This is a genomic window from Olsenella sp. kh2p3 (assembly GCA_900119625.1).
Taxonomy (GTDB): domain Bacteria; phylum Actinomycetota; class Coriobacteriia; order Coriobacteriales; family Atopobiaceae; genus Tractidigestivibacter.
The window spans coordinates 32,034-45,932 of the sequence record FPKD01000007.1 but is presented as its reverse complement, the minus strand read 5'-3'; the positions used below and the strand labels follow the sequence as shown (position 1 = coordinate 45,932).

Sequence of the window (13,899 nt, the reverse complement as noted above, 5' to 3'; positions counted from 1 at the left end):
CATGGATTATCGGATCGCTATCGTCAACTCCTCCTCGTTTGGGCAGCACTTTCCCGAGCACATCAAGCGTCTCGAGAAGATTGGTCCGGTAGAGCGCGTTCGTGTCGCCGGCGACTGCCACGGCAAGGAGCTTGCCCAGGCGCTCGAGGGATACAACATCGTCATCGCGTCGGTGACCCCCTTCTTTGACAAGGAGTTCTTCGACAACAAGCGCGACCTCCTTCTCTTGAGCAGGCATGGAATTGGCTTTAACAACGTTGACGTCGACGCGGCCGCCGCATGCGGCACGCTCGTGACCACCGTCTCGCCGAAGGTCGAGCGCGACGCAGTTGCAGAGGGCGCCGTTGCGACGCTCATGGACTGCATGCGCCGCGTGAGCGACTCCCACGTGGCGGCGAACGAGGGCCGTTGGGCGGAGCGCGCCAGCTTCCTGGGCAACGGGCTCTCTGGCAAGACGCTTGGCATCATCGGCTGCGGCAACATCGGAAGCAGGGTCGTCGAGATTCTCAAGCGCGGCTTTGACATGCGCGTTCTTGCCTGCGATCCCAAGCACTTCGAGCACTGGGCCGATGTCCTGGGCGTCGAGTACACCGATCTGGATACCGTCGTGAGCAACTGCGACGTGCTTACCCTGAACGCCGACCTCAACCCCACGTCCTACCACATCCTTGGCGAGGAGCAGTTCTCCAAGATGAAGAAGGGCGTCTACGTGGTCGACAATGCCCGCGCGGACCTCATCGACCAGCAGGCCATGCTCAAGGCCCTCGATGACGGAACGGTTGCCGGTCTCGCCATCGACGTCATGCATGACGAGCCGCCTAAGCCCGATGACCCGTACTTCAACCACCCCAAGGTACTTGTGACCACGCACATCTCTGCATACACGCAGGAGTGCCTTGTCGAGATGGGCGAGAAGTGCGTTGGCGACGTCGAGCGCTACGTCAGGGGCGAGGAGCCTGTCAACGCAAAGAACGTGCCGGTCAAGCGCTAGCATCTATAGCGTTGCCGGATGCATGTTGGTGAGCTACACAGTGTCGCTCTGCATGTTTGTGCGGGGCGACACCGCTTTGTGACTGGAGGTCATATGACCCAGAGATGCATACGCGCTGTCCTGTTCGACATGGATGGGCTTACGCTCGATACCGAGTCAATTGGATACAACGCATATCTCCGTGCTGGAAGGAAGTTTGGCTTCCAGGTTAACGAGCGGCTTCACATGGATTTGGGCGGACGCACAGAGCCCGAGATTATCGCCGAACTCAAGCGCCTGTTCGGTGACGACAAGGACATCGTTGGATGGCGTTCCTATATCAACCATCAAAAGGACGTCATCCTTCGCGAGCGTGGTCGGGCCGGCAAGAAGGCGGGCCTGCTCGAGCTTCTCTGCTACCTCAACGAGATGCACATTCCCTATGCCCTGGCAAGCTCCACCAAGAAGGAGAAGATCCTCGAGCTCCTCTCGACGGAATACCTTGTTCATGCCTTCCCGGTGATTGTGAGTGGCGATATGGTCACGCACGGCAAGCCTGACCCCGAGATATTCCTAACCGCTGCTTCCAAGCTGGGCGTCGACCCGTCCGAGGCGCTTGTTCTCGAGGACGCCCGTGCGGGTATCGAGGCAGCTCACCGGGGTGGCTTCCGCAGCGCGTTCGTCTATGATGACGTGACCAAATATGGGACTCTCACCAGTGGCTATCCCATTCTTGTCGACCTTCCCGACCCGCACGACGCAGGTCTGCTCGCAGATTTCAAACCACATGATCTTGAAGAGGTCATTCCAATCATCAAACAGGCAAACTCTTAACGGAGGTGGAAGGCATGCAAGACGTGGTCATTCGTACCGATACGGGCAAGCTGGTCTCAATATCGGTGGCATATGTGATTTTGGGTGCGTTGTTCGTCGGCTTGGGCGCAACGGTTGCCGATGGGCCGGTTGTTGTTGGCCTCTGCTGTGCCGTCGCTGTGGTCGCGCTGCTTGGTCTTATTCACAACGTGGTCGAGATCGCTCACTCGCGCGTCCTGTTCAAGGCCGATTCGAAGGGCGTGACCGACTACACGAAGAAGGACGATGTCGTCTTTGTCCCGTGGGACCACGTTGAGAGGATCGATCTCAAGGCAGCCAACAACGAGGCTCTCATGCTCGATGTCGTAGGCTTCAAGACGATTGACGAGATGGGCGATTTGACCCCGGAGCAGCGTCAGATGGCCGAGCAGAATGGTGGCAAGGGCTACTACCTCCTCGAGCTCTCTGGCATGTGGGTCTCTCACAAGCACATGGAGCAGGCGTTCGATGACATCTCGGTTCTTGCGGCCCGCTACAATCCCGACGTTGTGTGCACGGGGTTCCAGGACAGCCTTGCCACCCACTCCAAGAAGGGGCGGGAGCGCCTGGAGCGCCAGCAGCGCCGTCGCGAGCAGGAAGTGAAGAAGCGCCTTGCCGAGGAGGAAGGCAAGTCTGGAGATGACGGGCAATGAGTGGTGACACGAGTTCCTGCGTGCCCGCACTCCGGCTGAACGAGCACGATGACGTTGCCTGTCTTCTTGGACCGGCGTCGAAGGACGACCAGATAGAAGTGAGGGATACGGACGGTGCCGTCGTCGACACGGTGGCAGCGCGTGCCGATATTCCCCGTTTCCACAAGGTGGCGCTCAGGGACCTGGGGGCAGGCGAGCGCCTCACTAAATACGGTGAGGTCATTGGGACTACGAGCTCGGCAATAACCCGTGGCGACTACGTGCACGTTCACAACCTCGTGAGCGCAAAGGTGGGTGTTGGCAAATGATGGGCTATGTGCGACCCGATGGCAGGTACGGCGTCCGCAACTATGTGCTGGTGCTCTCGAGCGTCGGCTGCGCGAATCATGTTGCCGACCTCATAGCGAAGGGCATCCCTGGTGCGGTGTCACTTCGCAACGCAAAGGGCTGCGGCCAGCTTGGGAAAAGCGCCGAGATGATGTCGCGCTGCCTGGTGAACCTCTCGCAGAACCCCAACGTCTTTGGAACGGTCGTGGTTGGCCTTGGGTGCGAGACCATGCGTCCCCACGAACTGGCTCAACGCATGAGGAGCCTCTCGGACAAGCCGGTCTATGACATCACGATCCAGGAGGAGGGCGGTTCCAGCGCGGCGGTAGAGAAGGGTCGCACGCTGGTAAAAGAGCTGGTGGAGCGCGCAGAGAAGGTAACTCCGTCCGAGATGGGGCTGGGGGACCTGGTCCTTGGGACCAACTGCGGGGGCTCGGACGCCACGAGCGGCATCGCCGCCAACCCAACCATCGGTTATGTGAGTGACGCCGTGGTTGGCGCGGGCGGAACGGTGCTTCTGGGGGAGACCACCGAGCTTATCGGAACCGAGCACATCCTTGCTCGCCGTGCGGCCACCCCCAAGGTGCGCGATGACATTCTTCGTCTCGTGGGGACCCTCGAGCACGACCTTGTTGAATCTGGGGTCGACGTTCGTGGCGCAAACCCGTCTCCCGGGAACATGCGAGGAGGCCTCAGCACGCTCGAAGAGAAGGCGCTCGGCGGCATTAGCAAGGGCGGGACGTCGATGATTCAACAGGTCATCGAATACGGTGCACGCCCAGACCGTGCTGGCCTCGTCATCATGGATACGCCCGGATATGACATCGAGTCAGTCTCGGGCATGGTCGCCGGCGGGGCCCAGGTGGTCATATTCTCGTCTGGCAGGGGAACGCCTACGGGTTGCGCATTGGCCCCGGTGATCAAGGTGACCGGCAACGACGAAACCTTCAAGTCCATGGGGGAGAACATAGACTTCGACGCTTCGGGCGTGATTACGCAGGGCAGGAGCATCCGAGAGGAGGGGAAGCGCCTGCTGGGGCTGCTTGACAGGGTTTGCTCTGGTGAGCAGACGGTTTCCGAGCGGCTTGGCTTCGACGACTTCTCCCTATATCACAACATGGAGCTTTGGGGCACCTGCTCCTTCTCGTAAGCTGCTGTCTGCCATTTGCAAGGCGGGCGGCTGTGGGCACCTCTCGCACATCCGCCCGCCGCGGACAATTCCGTCCGGCTCCCCGGTAGAATGAATGGGTCAACACGAGAGGGGACAGGCTCATGTCAGAAACCGAGGAGACAACCACGGCCACGGCTGCCAAGACGGACGCCGCGCGCCGAACCATAGCCGTCATCGACGGCAACTCGCTCATGCACCGCGCGTACCACGCCATCATGCAGCCCATGACGGCACCGGACGGACGCTCGACAAACGCCCTCTTTGGGTTCTTCAACATGTTTATCAAGATGGTCGAGACGTTCCATCCCGACGGCATCATCTGCGCCTTCGACAAGGGCAAGCCAAAGGTGCGCATGGAGAAGCTCCCGCAGTACAAGGCACAGCGCCCGCCCATGGACGAGGCGCTCCACGAGCAGTTCCCCATGGTGAAGGACCTGCTGCGCACGCTCGACGTGCCTGTCTGCGAGCTCGAGGGCTGGGAGGGCGACGACATCCTGGGCACCCTCGCGCGCCGCGGGGAGGCTGCGGGTTACGAGATGCTGCTCTTCACCGGCGACCGCGACATGTACCAGCTTGCCACGGAGCACGTGAAGATCGTCTCCACCAAGAAGGGTGTCTCGGAGGTCCAGATCATGACGCCCGAGAGCGTCGACGACCTCTATCACGGCATCACGCCCGAGCTGGTGCCGGACTTCTACGGCCTCAAGGGCGACACGTCGGACAACATCCCGGGCGTGCCGGGCATCGGCCCCAAGAAGGCGGCTGCCCTCATCGTCCAGTACGGCAACCTCGACGAGGTCATTGCCCATGCGGACGAGGTCAAGGGCAAGATGGGCGAGAACCTCAGAGCACACATCGACGATGCCCTGCTCTCTCGCGAGATTGCGACCATCCGCACTGACGCCCCCATCGACATCGAGCTTTCCGACGCAAAGTTCCCCACCTTCGACCCGGCAGAGGTCACCAAGGCCTTCTCGGCGCTTGGGTTCACGGGGCTTACAGGCAGGCTTGCTCGCCTTGGCGGGGACTCTGGACGCGTTGTGGCTGCGAAGTCTGTCGATGTCCCTAAGGCCAGCGAACCCGCTCCTGCAACCGTAACGGTGCCCAAGCCGCTCGAGGGCGACGCCGCTGCTTCTGCGCTCAAGGACGCCGTCAGGGCCGGGGGCTGGATTGGCTGTGCCGTCGAGGAGGACCCGTCAGCGGGAACGCTGTTCTCTCAGGGCTACACGCTTTGGGTTTCCGTTGCCGACGACGTGCTTCTGCGCTTTGCCGGCGACGCGGCGGATGCGGCGCTCAAGCTTGCCTTTGCCGAGGGGCACGTGGCGGCAGGCGACGTCAAGGCACTCTTCCATCGCCTTTCGCCGGTCGACTCGTCGCTTCCCGAGACCATGACTGCCGGAAGCGTGTCACCGGAGCGCATCTTCGACGTGGGTGTGGCTGCCTACCTGCTGGAATCAGACCGCTCGTCCTTCGAGGTGCGTGGTCTGGCTGAGCAGTTCCTCTCGTCCGCACTCCCGGAGGAGGACGCTGCCTCCGCTGCTGCCGTCGAGGCAGTTGCCTCGCGCCTGCTGGTGCCGGTGCTCGCGCAGCGTCTTATCGACGATGGGTCCGCGGATGTCATGTACAAGATTGAGATGCCACTCTTGCCGGTACTTGCGCAGATGGAGCGCGTGGGCCTCTCCGTTGACCCTGCGATTCTCGCCCGCCAGTCCGCCGAGCTGGGAGCCGAGATAGACCAGATGGTCTCGGACATCCACGCCATGGCGGGGGAGGACTTCAACATCGACTCCCCGCAGCAGCTCTCGCACATCCTCTTCGACGTGCGCAAGCTGCCCACGTTTGGCATGAAGCGCACCAAGCGGGGCTTCTACTCGACCAACGCCAAGGTCCTCGCCGACCTCTCCCAGACCGACGAGCTGGTCGCCAAGGTACTGGAGTACCGCGAGCGCGCCAAGATCAAGTCGACCTACCTCGACGCGCTGCCGGCGCTCATCAGGGGGGACCACCGCATTCACACCACGTTCAACCAGACAGTGGCCGCTACGGGGCGCCTGTCGAGCTCCGATCCTAACCTGCAGAACATCCCCACCCGCTCTGAGCTGGGGCATCGCGTGCGCACTGCCTTCACGGTACCCGAGGGCTCCGTGTTTCTCGCCTGCGACTACTCGCAGATCGAGCTGAGGCTGCTTGCGCACCTCTCCGGTGACGAGCACCTGATTGCGGCGTTCAACGAGGGTGCAGACTTCCACGCCGCAACCGCTGCGCGCGTCTTTGGCGTTCCCGTCGAGGAGGTCACGCCTCAGCTGCGCAGCCGCGCCAAGGCCGTTAACTTTGGCATTGTCTACGGGCAGCAGGCGTACGGCCTTGCCACCTCGCTCAAGATTCCGCGCGCCGAGGCGCAGCAGATGATCGACCGCTACTTCGAGGCATATCCCGGCGTTCGCGCCTACCTCGACCAGTCCGTCGCCTTTGCGCACGAGCACGGCTACGCCATCACCATGTATGGCCGCAAGCGGCACATCCGCGAGTTCCAGCAGAGGAACAAGCAGCTGGTGGCCTTTGGCGAGCGCACGGCGATGAACCACCCCATGCAGGGCACGGCGGCAGACATCATCAAGATTGCCATGGTTCGCGTCGAGAAGCGCCTGGCCGAGGAGGGCCTCAAGTCGAAGCTTGTGCTGCAGATCCACGACGAGCTGGACCTCGAGGTGCCCGTTGACGAGATTGATGCGGCATCCACGCTGGTAAAGGAGACCATGGAGGGCGTGGCGCAGCTCAAGGTGCCGCTCATTGCCGAGGTCTCCTCCGGTGCCACGTGGGCAGACGCGAAATAAGGGGGCAGCGTGGCGCAAGGACAACGCATGCGCGTAGTGGCGTACTCCGACGGCTCCTCCCGGGGAAACCCCGGTCCGGGCGGCTTTGGGGCGGTGCTCCTCTATACCGATCCTGCAGGTCAGACGCACAAGCGCGAGCTCTCTCAGGGGTATCAGCGCACGACGAACAACCGCATGGAGCTCATGGGCGCTATTGCCGCGCTGGAGGCGCTCACCAGGCCGTGCAGCGTCGAGCTGCACTCCGACTCCCAGTACGTGGTGAAGGCCTTCAACGACCACTGGATTGACGGCTGGATTCGTCGCGGCTGGAAGACCTCGCAGAAGCAGCCGGTGAAGAACGTCGACCTGTGGAACCGCCTGCTTGCGGCCATGGCTCCGCACGACGTGAGCTTTGTGTGGGTGAAGGGCCATGCGGGCCACGACCTCAACGAGCGGTGCGACGAGCTTGCCACAACGGCGGCAGACGGGGATGCGCTCGTGGATGACGAGGGCTTCTCGGACGCTGACGTGTAGGCGCGAGGCTGGGCGGCCTGTATGGCGACGGGGCGTGACTCGCGTGACGCTGGGGGACCGGTTTTAGCGGACATTTCGTCTAAAAAACCCTGTTCCGGCGGCATTTTGCCGCCGGAAGGCCGGTTTTAGCAGCAAGTGCGTACGAGATTTCGGCTTAGGCGCCAATTCCTCGCCGGAAGGCCGGTTATCGCAGCTACGGCGTAAAAAAGCTAGCCTCCAGCGCTACTTTGCCGCCATAGGCACATTGCCGGCGCAGTCGCCCCAGCGCCTCCATCGGACTCCAGCTCCTTTTCTTAAAACCGTTTACTGTGACCTGCGCAAATGCGGATGACGTTTAAGAAAAGGAGCTAAACTCCGCAACGATGGGAGTAAATGAACCGGCGGGGGAGTGCCTACGCCCTTCTCAGTGATATAGTTGCCCTTGGTTAACTAATGGTTGCGCAGACGTACGCCCAGAAGCAACGTTCTGCGCCAGGAGGAGGCACCCCGTGAAGCCAATCGACATCATTCTTATCCTCGCCGTCGTCGCGATTCTCGTCATTGCCATCCGCCGCTTTGTCGGCACGGCAACGGGCACGCGCGATTGCTGCAGCGGCGCCAAGAAGTCCGCGGGCAAGCAGTTCCGCGCGCGCACGATTGACGACAAAGACGAGAGCCACTACCCCTACCAGGCCGACCTCGAGATCGGGGGCATGAGCTGCGAGCACTGCGTTGAGAATGTCACCCGCGCACTCGATTCCATCGACGGCACCTGGGCCACGGTCTCGCTTGTGGGCGGTCGTGCGCATGTTCGCTCGAAGTCACCCATCGACGAGAACGCATACCGCAAGGTAGTCGAGGAGGCCGGCTATCGCCTGGTGGGCGTTGAATGAGACAAAGGGAGTTTCCCTTTGTCTCATGAGCAGATGGTCTTGCCAATCATGATGTTCAAGATCTCGACATCGGTGGGGTGCATGCCAACGCGGCCCACGTAGCCCATCGAACGGATGGTCTCCTCGGCCGTCTCGCCGATAAGCCCCTCGCCAGGCCTAAAGTCCACGTTGGCCAGCGCCATGTCGCAGCCGAGAATCGCCGCGTCCACCGCTGCCGCAATCTTTGCCGCACAGCTGGGCTTGGCACCGTCGCACACGATGCCGCCCACGTTTGCCAGCGTGTTTGCGATGGTTGCCTGGTACTGCCCAAAGGAACCTCCGCGCAGGTAGCACACGGCCGCTCCAGCGCCGGTTGCCGCGGTCACGGCACCGCAGAACGCCGAGAGCTCGCCAATGAAGCGCTTGGCGTGGATGGCCGTGAGGTCCGAGAGCGCCACCGCTCGCAGCATCTCGTCGTGGGGAACGCGCAGGTACTTGGCGTACTCCGCCACTGGCAGCGAGCAGGTGATGCCTTGGTTGCCGCTCCCGCAGTTGATGACCACGGGCATGGCGCAGCCGCTCATACGCGCGTCTGAGCCGGCCGCTGCGGCCGCCCGCGCGCGGCACGAGATGTCATCCGGCCGTGTGAGCAGGAGCGTCTTCCCAATGCGCGCGCCCCAGTCACCCGAGAGTCCCTCGTCCGAAATGGCGCCGTTGAGCTCCACCTGGCGCTCGACCATCTCGCGAATGTCCTCGACGTCAACCTCATGCACAAACTCCCAGATTCCCTCCAGCGAGAGGGACGAGAGACCCGGCTCCTCCGGCTCGCCGTCGCTACTGCAGGTGTCCTGCTCGTTTGCCGTAACGCCGTCGACGCTGACGGTCTGCCCGTCGCGCGAGAGCTCGACCACGTTGGTGTGCCTGCCGGCGACGCAGGCCACGCCAGTGTGGCCTTGACCCGTGGCAACCGCGCGAACGTAGAGATTGGGCACGCCCTCGGCGAGAGAGACCGAGCAGAATCCCGCCGAGACAAGCTCGCGTGTGCGCTGGCGGTCCTCCTCGCCCACGCCCTCGAGCACCTCGAGCGCTCGCGTGGCGTCACCACCGACGGCACCAAGCGTAGCCGCGGCCTCAATGCCGCGCTGGTCACCCGAGTTGGGCACCGTCACGCTCTTTACGTTCTTGATGATGTTGCCGCTGCAGGAGACCTCGAGGTGCTCCGGCATGGCGCCCAGCGCGTCGCGCGAGAGGGCGGCCACGTAGGCTACGGCGATGGGCTCTGTGCAGCCAAGGGCGCACACAAGCTCACGCCTTAGGATGTCGAGATAGGTGTCGTAGGTGCTGCGATCCATGGGCCCTCCAGCCGTTGTCGTGCGCGGCTCTGCGCGCGGTTGGAGGAAACGGTAGCGCTAGAGCGAGGCCATGTCACGCTTGTTGGTCTCCTCGCCGTCAAACCTCCGGATGATGTTGGGAAGCTCGCGGGCAAGACGAGACATGGGCCCGTGCCACACGGCGCGGCGCGGCCACGCATGGCCAACGTAGATGGTGCGCAGTCCGCAGTCGGGGCGGGCGAAGTCGCGACGCGAGTCATTGCCAACCATAAGGCACTCGTCGCACGTGAGACCCAGCGAGTTCACAAACTCCTGGTAGAAGCGGGCGTTTGGCTTGAGCCTGTAGGCGTTGTCCCAGTTCGAGATACGTACGAAGTCCTCGGGCGAGACGTTTGCCCAGCCCATGCGCGCCTCGACGCAAGCCTCCGAAAAGGCGGGGTTTGTCGCCAGTGCGCAGGTGAGGCCAAGCTCATGCACCACGTCAACTGCCTGTCGCCCGCCGCGCTGGGGGCGCGCCGCAACTATGCCTCCACGCATGGCTGGCACAAACTCGCGCTCGTAGCAGTCAATGGCATCTGCAATTGCGGGATCATCCATGGGAATGCCGGTGAGCGCATGGACCTTATTGATAAAGAGTTGGTGGTTGGTGAGGTCATCAGAACGGTCGCGGTCCTCCATGGCAAGGTAGCCCCTGGTGAAGGGGACGCCCATGAGCGGCGCCGGCGTGCGCGAGATGTCGCCGAGAAGCCCGGAGAGCCCCGCCACGTAACGCGTCATGAATGCGGTGAAGTTGATGTCGAGCAGGGTGTCGTCGAGGTCGAAGAGAACTGCCTTGATCATGCCATCAACCCCCCGTCTTGCCTGCTTCGGGCTCTTCCCGTGAGCACTAATACCCCTTTGTGACCCTACAGAACCCCGGCTTACGATGCAAGGTTACTCGCGAGAACCCCATCGGCCTAAGCCTTGTGGCGCTTTTCCCGCCTGCGTTTCTATTTGACCGCTGACGGTTCCACTGTTCGTTCATCTCCCAGAATCCTATTTATTATCATGCAGATAATAAGTGCGGCTATAACAGGTACACGACAGCGGCCCACGGGCTCTTGGAAATGTTCCAATGCGCTGACGCGACTTTGGAGGTGGAGACATGTCGGGCAGTACGGAGTACGTCGCAGACGCCAACCGAGCCCGCATCATGTGAGCCATCGTCGATCACGGTCCTCTCTCACGTGTGGAGATTGCCCAGGTAAGCGGCCTTTCTCCCGCAACCGTCACCCGCAACATTGCCTATCTCATGACGGTGGGCGTGCTCGTCGAGGACACCACCCGCGTGCGCACGGAGGGCAGGAGTCGCATTCCCGTAACGATCAACGCCTCCTATGGCCGTATCGCCATCGTGAGCCTCGCATACCGTGGAGCCACGCTCTACCAGTACGACATGGCGCTCGAGCCCTGCGCCGAGCCCATCCCCCTCGGGGGAGACTACGCCCCGGCAGACCTCCCTCGCGCGGTCGAGGCGCATCTCTCGTGCGCTGACGGCGAGTTCGAGAAGACCCTGCGTGCGGTGGGCATCCTTCACTGTGACGAGTCCTGGGACGCCGTCCACGGGCTTTCGGATGCGCTCTCGCGTCGTCTCGGCGTCCCCGCGTACGAGCAGCGCGCAGAGGACTGCGCCGAGTACAAGATCCTCCACGACGAGTCAGAGGAGGCAAGCGCCAACCACCTGCTCGTGAGCCTTGGCTCCGAGGTCCTTGTGGGAATAGCCCAAGGTGGTAAGCGCCTGCCCCTCCGCAACGGTTCATATGCCGAGATAAGCCGCCTACTCGCCAACAGCGGCGAGCTCGAGGGCGCAATCGTCGACCGCCTGGTCGATATTCTCTCGATTCTTACCTCCCTCTTCACCGTCGATGCCATCTTCATGATGGGCTCCGGCGAGGAGGCGCTCCTTGCCGGAGTCCCCGTCGATCTGGGCAACGTTGCCCAGGCGGGGAACACCTCCGGAGAGCTCCCTAGGGTCGTGGTTGTGAGCCAGACCTCGCGGGAGATGTCGCGCATCATGACCGCACAGGTGAGAAGCTCGCTCCTGCGCGTCGGATGAGCTGGCCCTGCCGGCTGTTGGGCCGTGGTAACCCCACGGCATGGCGCGCGTTCGTAAGACGCGTGGAGGGAAGGGGTACGCATGGTAGTTCTCGTTAGGTGTGATGACCGTCTTATCCACGGTCAGTGCATGACCGTTGTAGTCAAGGGCAACCACATCGAGCGCATCATCGTCGTCGACGACCTCACGGCGAGCAACTCTATCCTGCGCTCGGTCTTCAAGGCAGCCGTCCCGGCCGACATGAAGGCCGGCGTCTACACGGTGGACGAGGCTGCCCCGCTCATCGAGAAGGCCATGGGCGATGACGTCCGCACGCTCGTGCTCATGAAGTCTCCCATCACGTACAAGCGTCTGCTGGAGAAGGTGCCCGGGCTTCCCAAGGAGCTCAACGTTGGCTCCATGTCCAAGCGCAAGGGCACCACGGAGGTGACCCCCACCTCGCACCTCATGCCCGACGAGGCGCAGGCCGTGAAGGATGTTGTGGACCAGGGCGCCCACGTCTTCTTCCAGCAGGTTCCCAGCCAACCCGTCGTCGAGTGGGACGACGTGAAGGACAGGTTCTAGGGTCCGTGCGCGGACCTTGGGCCTGAGCAAGATCCCGTCGGCAGCGGGATAAGGTCCTGGTGTCAGAGGAAAGGAAGGTACTGCCATGAGTTTTCTACAGGCACTGCTCCTGGCACTGTTTGGGTGGATGGGCTCCATCTACTCGCCGGTGCTCATAGGAGGACTCGCAGGCTAGTACACGATCGGTCGGCCGCTGGTCTCGGGCAGGATCATCGGCATTATCCTTGGTGACTTCCAGACCGGCATCATCATGGGTGCTGCCATCCAGATGCTCTATATCGGCCTCGTGACCCCCGGCGGCACGATGCCCACCGACGTCAACTTTGCCGCGTAGATTGGCATCCCGCTGGCCATGGTCGCCGGTGCCGGCAAGGAGTACGCGCTCGCGCTCGCCGTGCCGCTGTCGTCGCTGGGCGTCCTCGCCGTCTACGACCTGTGCGCCATCAACCTGTACTTCGTCCACAAGCAGGACGCCTATGTCGAGGCCGGCAAGCTTGACGCCGCCGCTCGCATCCCCATCGTTGGCCAGATCACCAACTTCGTGCTGCGCTTCTCCCCGATCCTTCTCATCAACTTCTTTGGCCAGGACCTCATCACCGTTCTTGTCAACGCTCTGCCCGTCCAGGTGACCGACATCCTCCAGATCTTCGCCAACATGCTGCCGCTCGTCGGCTTCATGCTTCTTATGCGCATGATCTGCAAGCGTGACGTCGACCTCATCCTCTTCTGCGTTGGCTTCGCGCTCATGTCCGTGCTCCAGCTCGGCATGGTCACCATCGTGATTTTCGCGCTGGGCATCGCCTACCTCGACTACCGCGGCACCAACGCCACCGCTGCCCCCGAGAGGAGTGAGTAGACATGGCAAACGACATCACCACCGAGGACCAGGAGATGGGCGGCGCCAAGAAGCTCAGCAAGAGCGCCATTCGCCACGCGTACTGGGACTGGATGTTCTACAACCTATCCGTGCAGAACTTCGAGAGGATGCAGGGCCCTGCCATCATCAAGATGCTGGCTGACGTCCGTGAGGACCTCTACCCTGGCGACCCCGAGGCCCAGCAGGAGATGCTCGAGCGCCACGAGGTCTTCCTCAACACCGTGCCGTACCTGGGCAGCATCGTCCCCGGCATGGAGGCGAGCAAGGCAGAGGGCAACGACGAGATCTCTCCTGAGTTCATCAACTCGATCAAGACCGCGCTCATGGGGCCCTTCGCCGGCATTGGTGACTCACTGCTCCCCGGTACGCTGATCCCGATCCTGCTCTCCATCGCCTTGGGCATGTCGCCCAACGGCGAGGTCACCGGCCCGATCTTCTACATCGTGGTCTTCCTGGCCATCATGCTGCCGCTCACCTGGTTCCTCTTCTCCTACGGCGTCAAGGCCGGTGCCAACGCCGCGGAGATGGTCCTTTCGGGTGGCATCAAGGACAAGGTCACGCGTGCTGCCGAGGTTGTTGGCCTTGTCGTCGTGGGCGCCATCTGCGCGCAGTACTCCAAGTTCAACATTGGCCTCGTCTACACCAGCGGCGACCTCACGATCAACATCGCCGACATCTTGGACTCGATCTTCCCCGAGCTGCCTGTGCTGATTATCTCCTTCGTGACCTACTGGCTCATGGTCAAGAAGAACTGGTCTGCTGGCAAGACCATGCTCCTTATGCTCGTGATCTCCATCGTGGGCTACTTCACCACGATCCTCACGGTCTAGTTGCAGGGCATGCATAGTTGTACGCCTTCGT

The 13,899-nt window shown here is 62.3% G+C and carries 13 protein-coding genes and 1 pseudogene; 12 read left to right on the top strand and 2 right to left on the bottom strand.

Features of this window, described 5'->3' with window-relative positions; genetic code table 11:
• The first annotated feature begins 1 nt into the window (after window position 1).
• The 8 genes from BT122_RS08245 to BT122_RS08210 all read left to right on the top strand — a co-directional run bounded on the left by BT122_RS08245 (window position 2) and on the right by BT122_RS08210 (window position 8,192).
• Window positions 2-991, top strand: a complete 990-nt coding sequence (locus BT122_RS08245; protein ID WP_072355468.1) for a D-isomer specific 2-hydroxyacid dehydrogenase family protein — start codon at window positions 2-4, stop codon at window positions 989-991.
• A gap of 93 nt (window positions 992-1,084) precedes the next feature.
• Window positions 1,085-1,804, top strand: coding sequence for an HAD family hydrolase (locus BT122_RS08240; RefSeq protein WP_059053917.1), 720 nt, complete (start codon window positions 1,085-1,087; stop codon window positions 1,802-1,804).
• 14 nt (window positions 1,805-1,818) lie between these two features.
• Window positions 1,819-2,475 (top strand): hypothetical protein, encoded by a 657-nt coding sequence (locus BT122_RS08235; RefSeq protein ID WP_059053919.1) that lies wholly within the window; start codon window positions 1,819-1,821, stop codon window positions 2,473-2,475.
• Window positions 2,472-2,783 (top strand): UxaA family hydrolase, encoded by a 312-nt coding sequence (locus BT122_RS08230; protein WP_059053921.1) that lies wholly within the window; start codon window positions 2,472-2,474, stop codon window positions 2,781-2,783. The genes BT122_RS08235 and BT122_RS08230 overlap by 4 nt, the downstream gene beginning before the upstream one ends.
• Window positions 2,780-3,952, top strand: a complete 1,173-nt coding sequence (locus BT122_RS08225) for a UxaA family hydrolase (protein WP_218161975.1) — start codon at window positions 2,780-2,782, stop codon at window positions 3,950-3,952. Before BT122_RS08230 ends, BT122_RS08225 begins: the two co-directional genes overlap by 4 nt.
• A gap of 122 nt (window positions 3,953-4,074) precedes the next feature.
• Complete coding sequence (gene polA, locus BT122_RS08220) at window positions 4,075-6,807, top strand: DNA polymerase I (protein WP_072355467.1); 2,733 nt, start codon at window positions 4,075-4,077, stop codon at window positions 6,805-6,807.
• A gap of 27 nt (window positions 6,808-6,834) precedes the next feature.
• Complete coding sequence (gene rnhA, locus BT122_RS08215) at window positions 6,835-7,320, top strand: ribonuclease HI (protein WP_059053927.1); 486 nt, start codon at window positions 6,835-6,837, stop codon at window positions 7,318-7,320.
• A gap of 488 nt (window positions 7,321-7,808) precedes the next feature.
• Window positions 7,809-8,192 (top strand): heavy-metal-associated domain-containing protein, encoded by a 384-nt coding sequence (locus BT122_RS08210; RefSeq protein WP_072355466.1) that lies wholly within the window; start codon window positions 7,809-7,811, stop codon window positions 8,190-8,192.
• A 23-nt stretch (window positions 8,193-8,215) separates the two neighbouring features.
• On the opposite strand, the gene BT122_RS08205 is transcribed toward BT122_RS08210, so the two are convergent.
• Window positions 8,216-9,523: an L-cysteine desulfidase family protein gene (locus tag BT122_RS08205; protein ID WP_059053931.1), complete on the bottom strand. Its 1,308-nt coding sequence runs from the start codon at window positions 9,521-9,523 to the stop codon at window positions 8,216-8,218.
• Between the two features lie 57 nt (window positions 9,524-9,580).
• Window positions 9,581-10,342 carry an HAD family hydrolase gene (locus tag BT122_RS08200; protein WP_059053933.1) on the bottom strand — a complete coding sequence of 254 codons (762 nt, stop codon included), beginning with the start codon at window positions 10,340-10,342 and terminating at the stop codon, window positions 9,581-9,583.
• Window positions 10,343-10,730: 388 nt separating this feature from the next.
• On the opposite strand from BT122_RS08200, the gene BT122_RS08195 reads away from it, so the two are divergent.
• From BT122_RS08195 to BT122_RS08180, 4 genes and pseudogenes are all read left to right on the top strand, one after another.
• Window positions 10,731-11,597, top strand: coding sequence for a hypothetical protein (locus BT122_RS08195; RefSeq protein WP_059053936.1), 867 nt, complete (start codon window positions 10,731-10,733; stop codon window positions 11,595-11,597).
• Window positions 11,598-11,678: 81 nt separating this feature from the next.
• Window positions 11,679-12,161: a PTS sugar transporter subunit IIB gene (locus tag BT122_RS08190; RefSeq protein ID WP_072355465.1), complete on the top strand. Its 483-nt coding sequence runs from the start codon at window positions 11,679-11,681 to the stop codon at window positions 12,159-12,161.
• 181 nt (window positions 12,162-12,342) lie between these two features.
• Window positions 12,343-13,017, top strand: a pseudogene (locus BT122_RS08185) (PTS mannose/fructose/sorbose/N-acetylgalactosamine transporter subunit IIC).
• A gap of 2 nt (window positions 13,018-13,019) precedes the next feature.
• Window positions 13,020-13,868: a PTS system mannose/fructose/sorbose family transporter subunit IID gene (locus BT122_RS08180; protein ID WP_083432407.1), complete on the top strand. Its 849-nt coding sequence runs from the start codon at window positions 13,020-13,022 to the stop codon at window positions 13,866-13,868.
• Window positions 13,869-13,899: the final 31 nt, after the last annotated feature.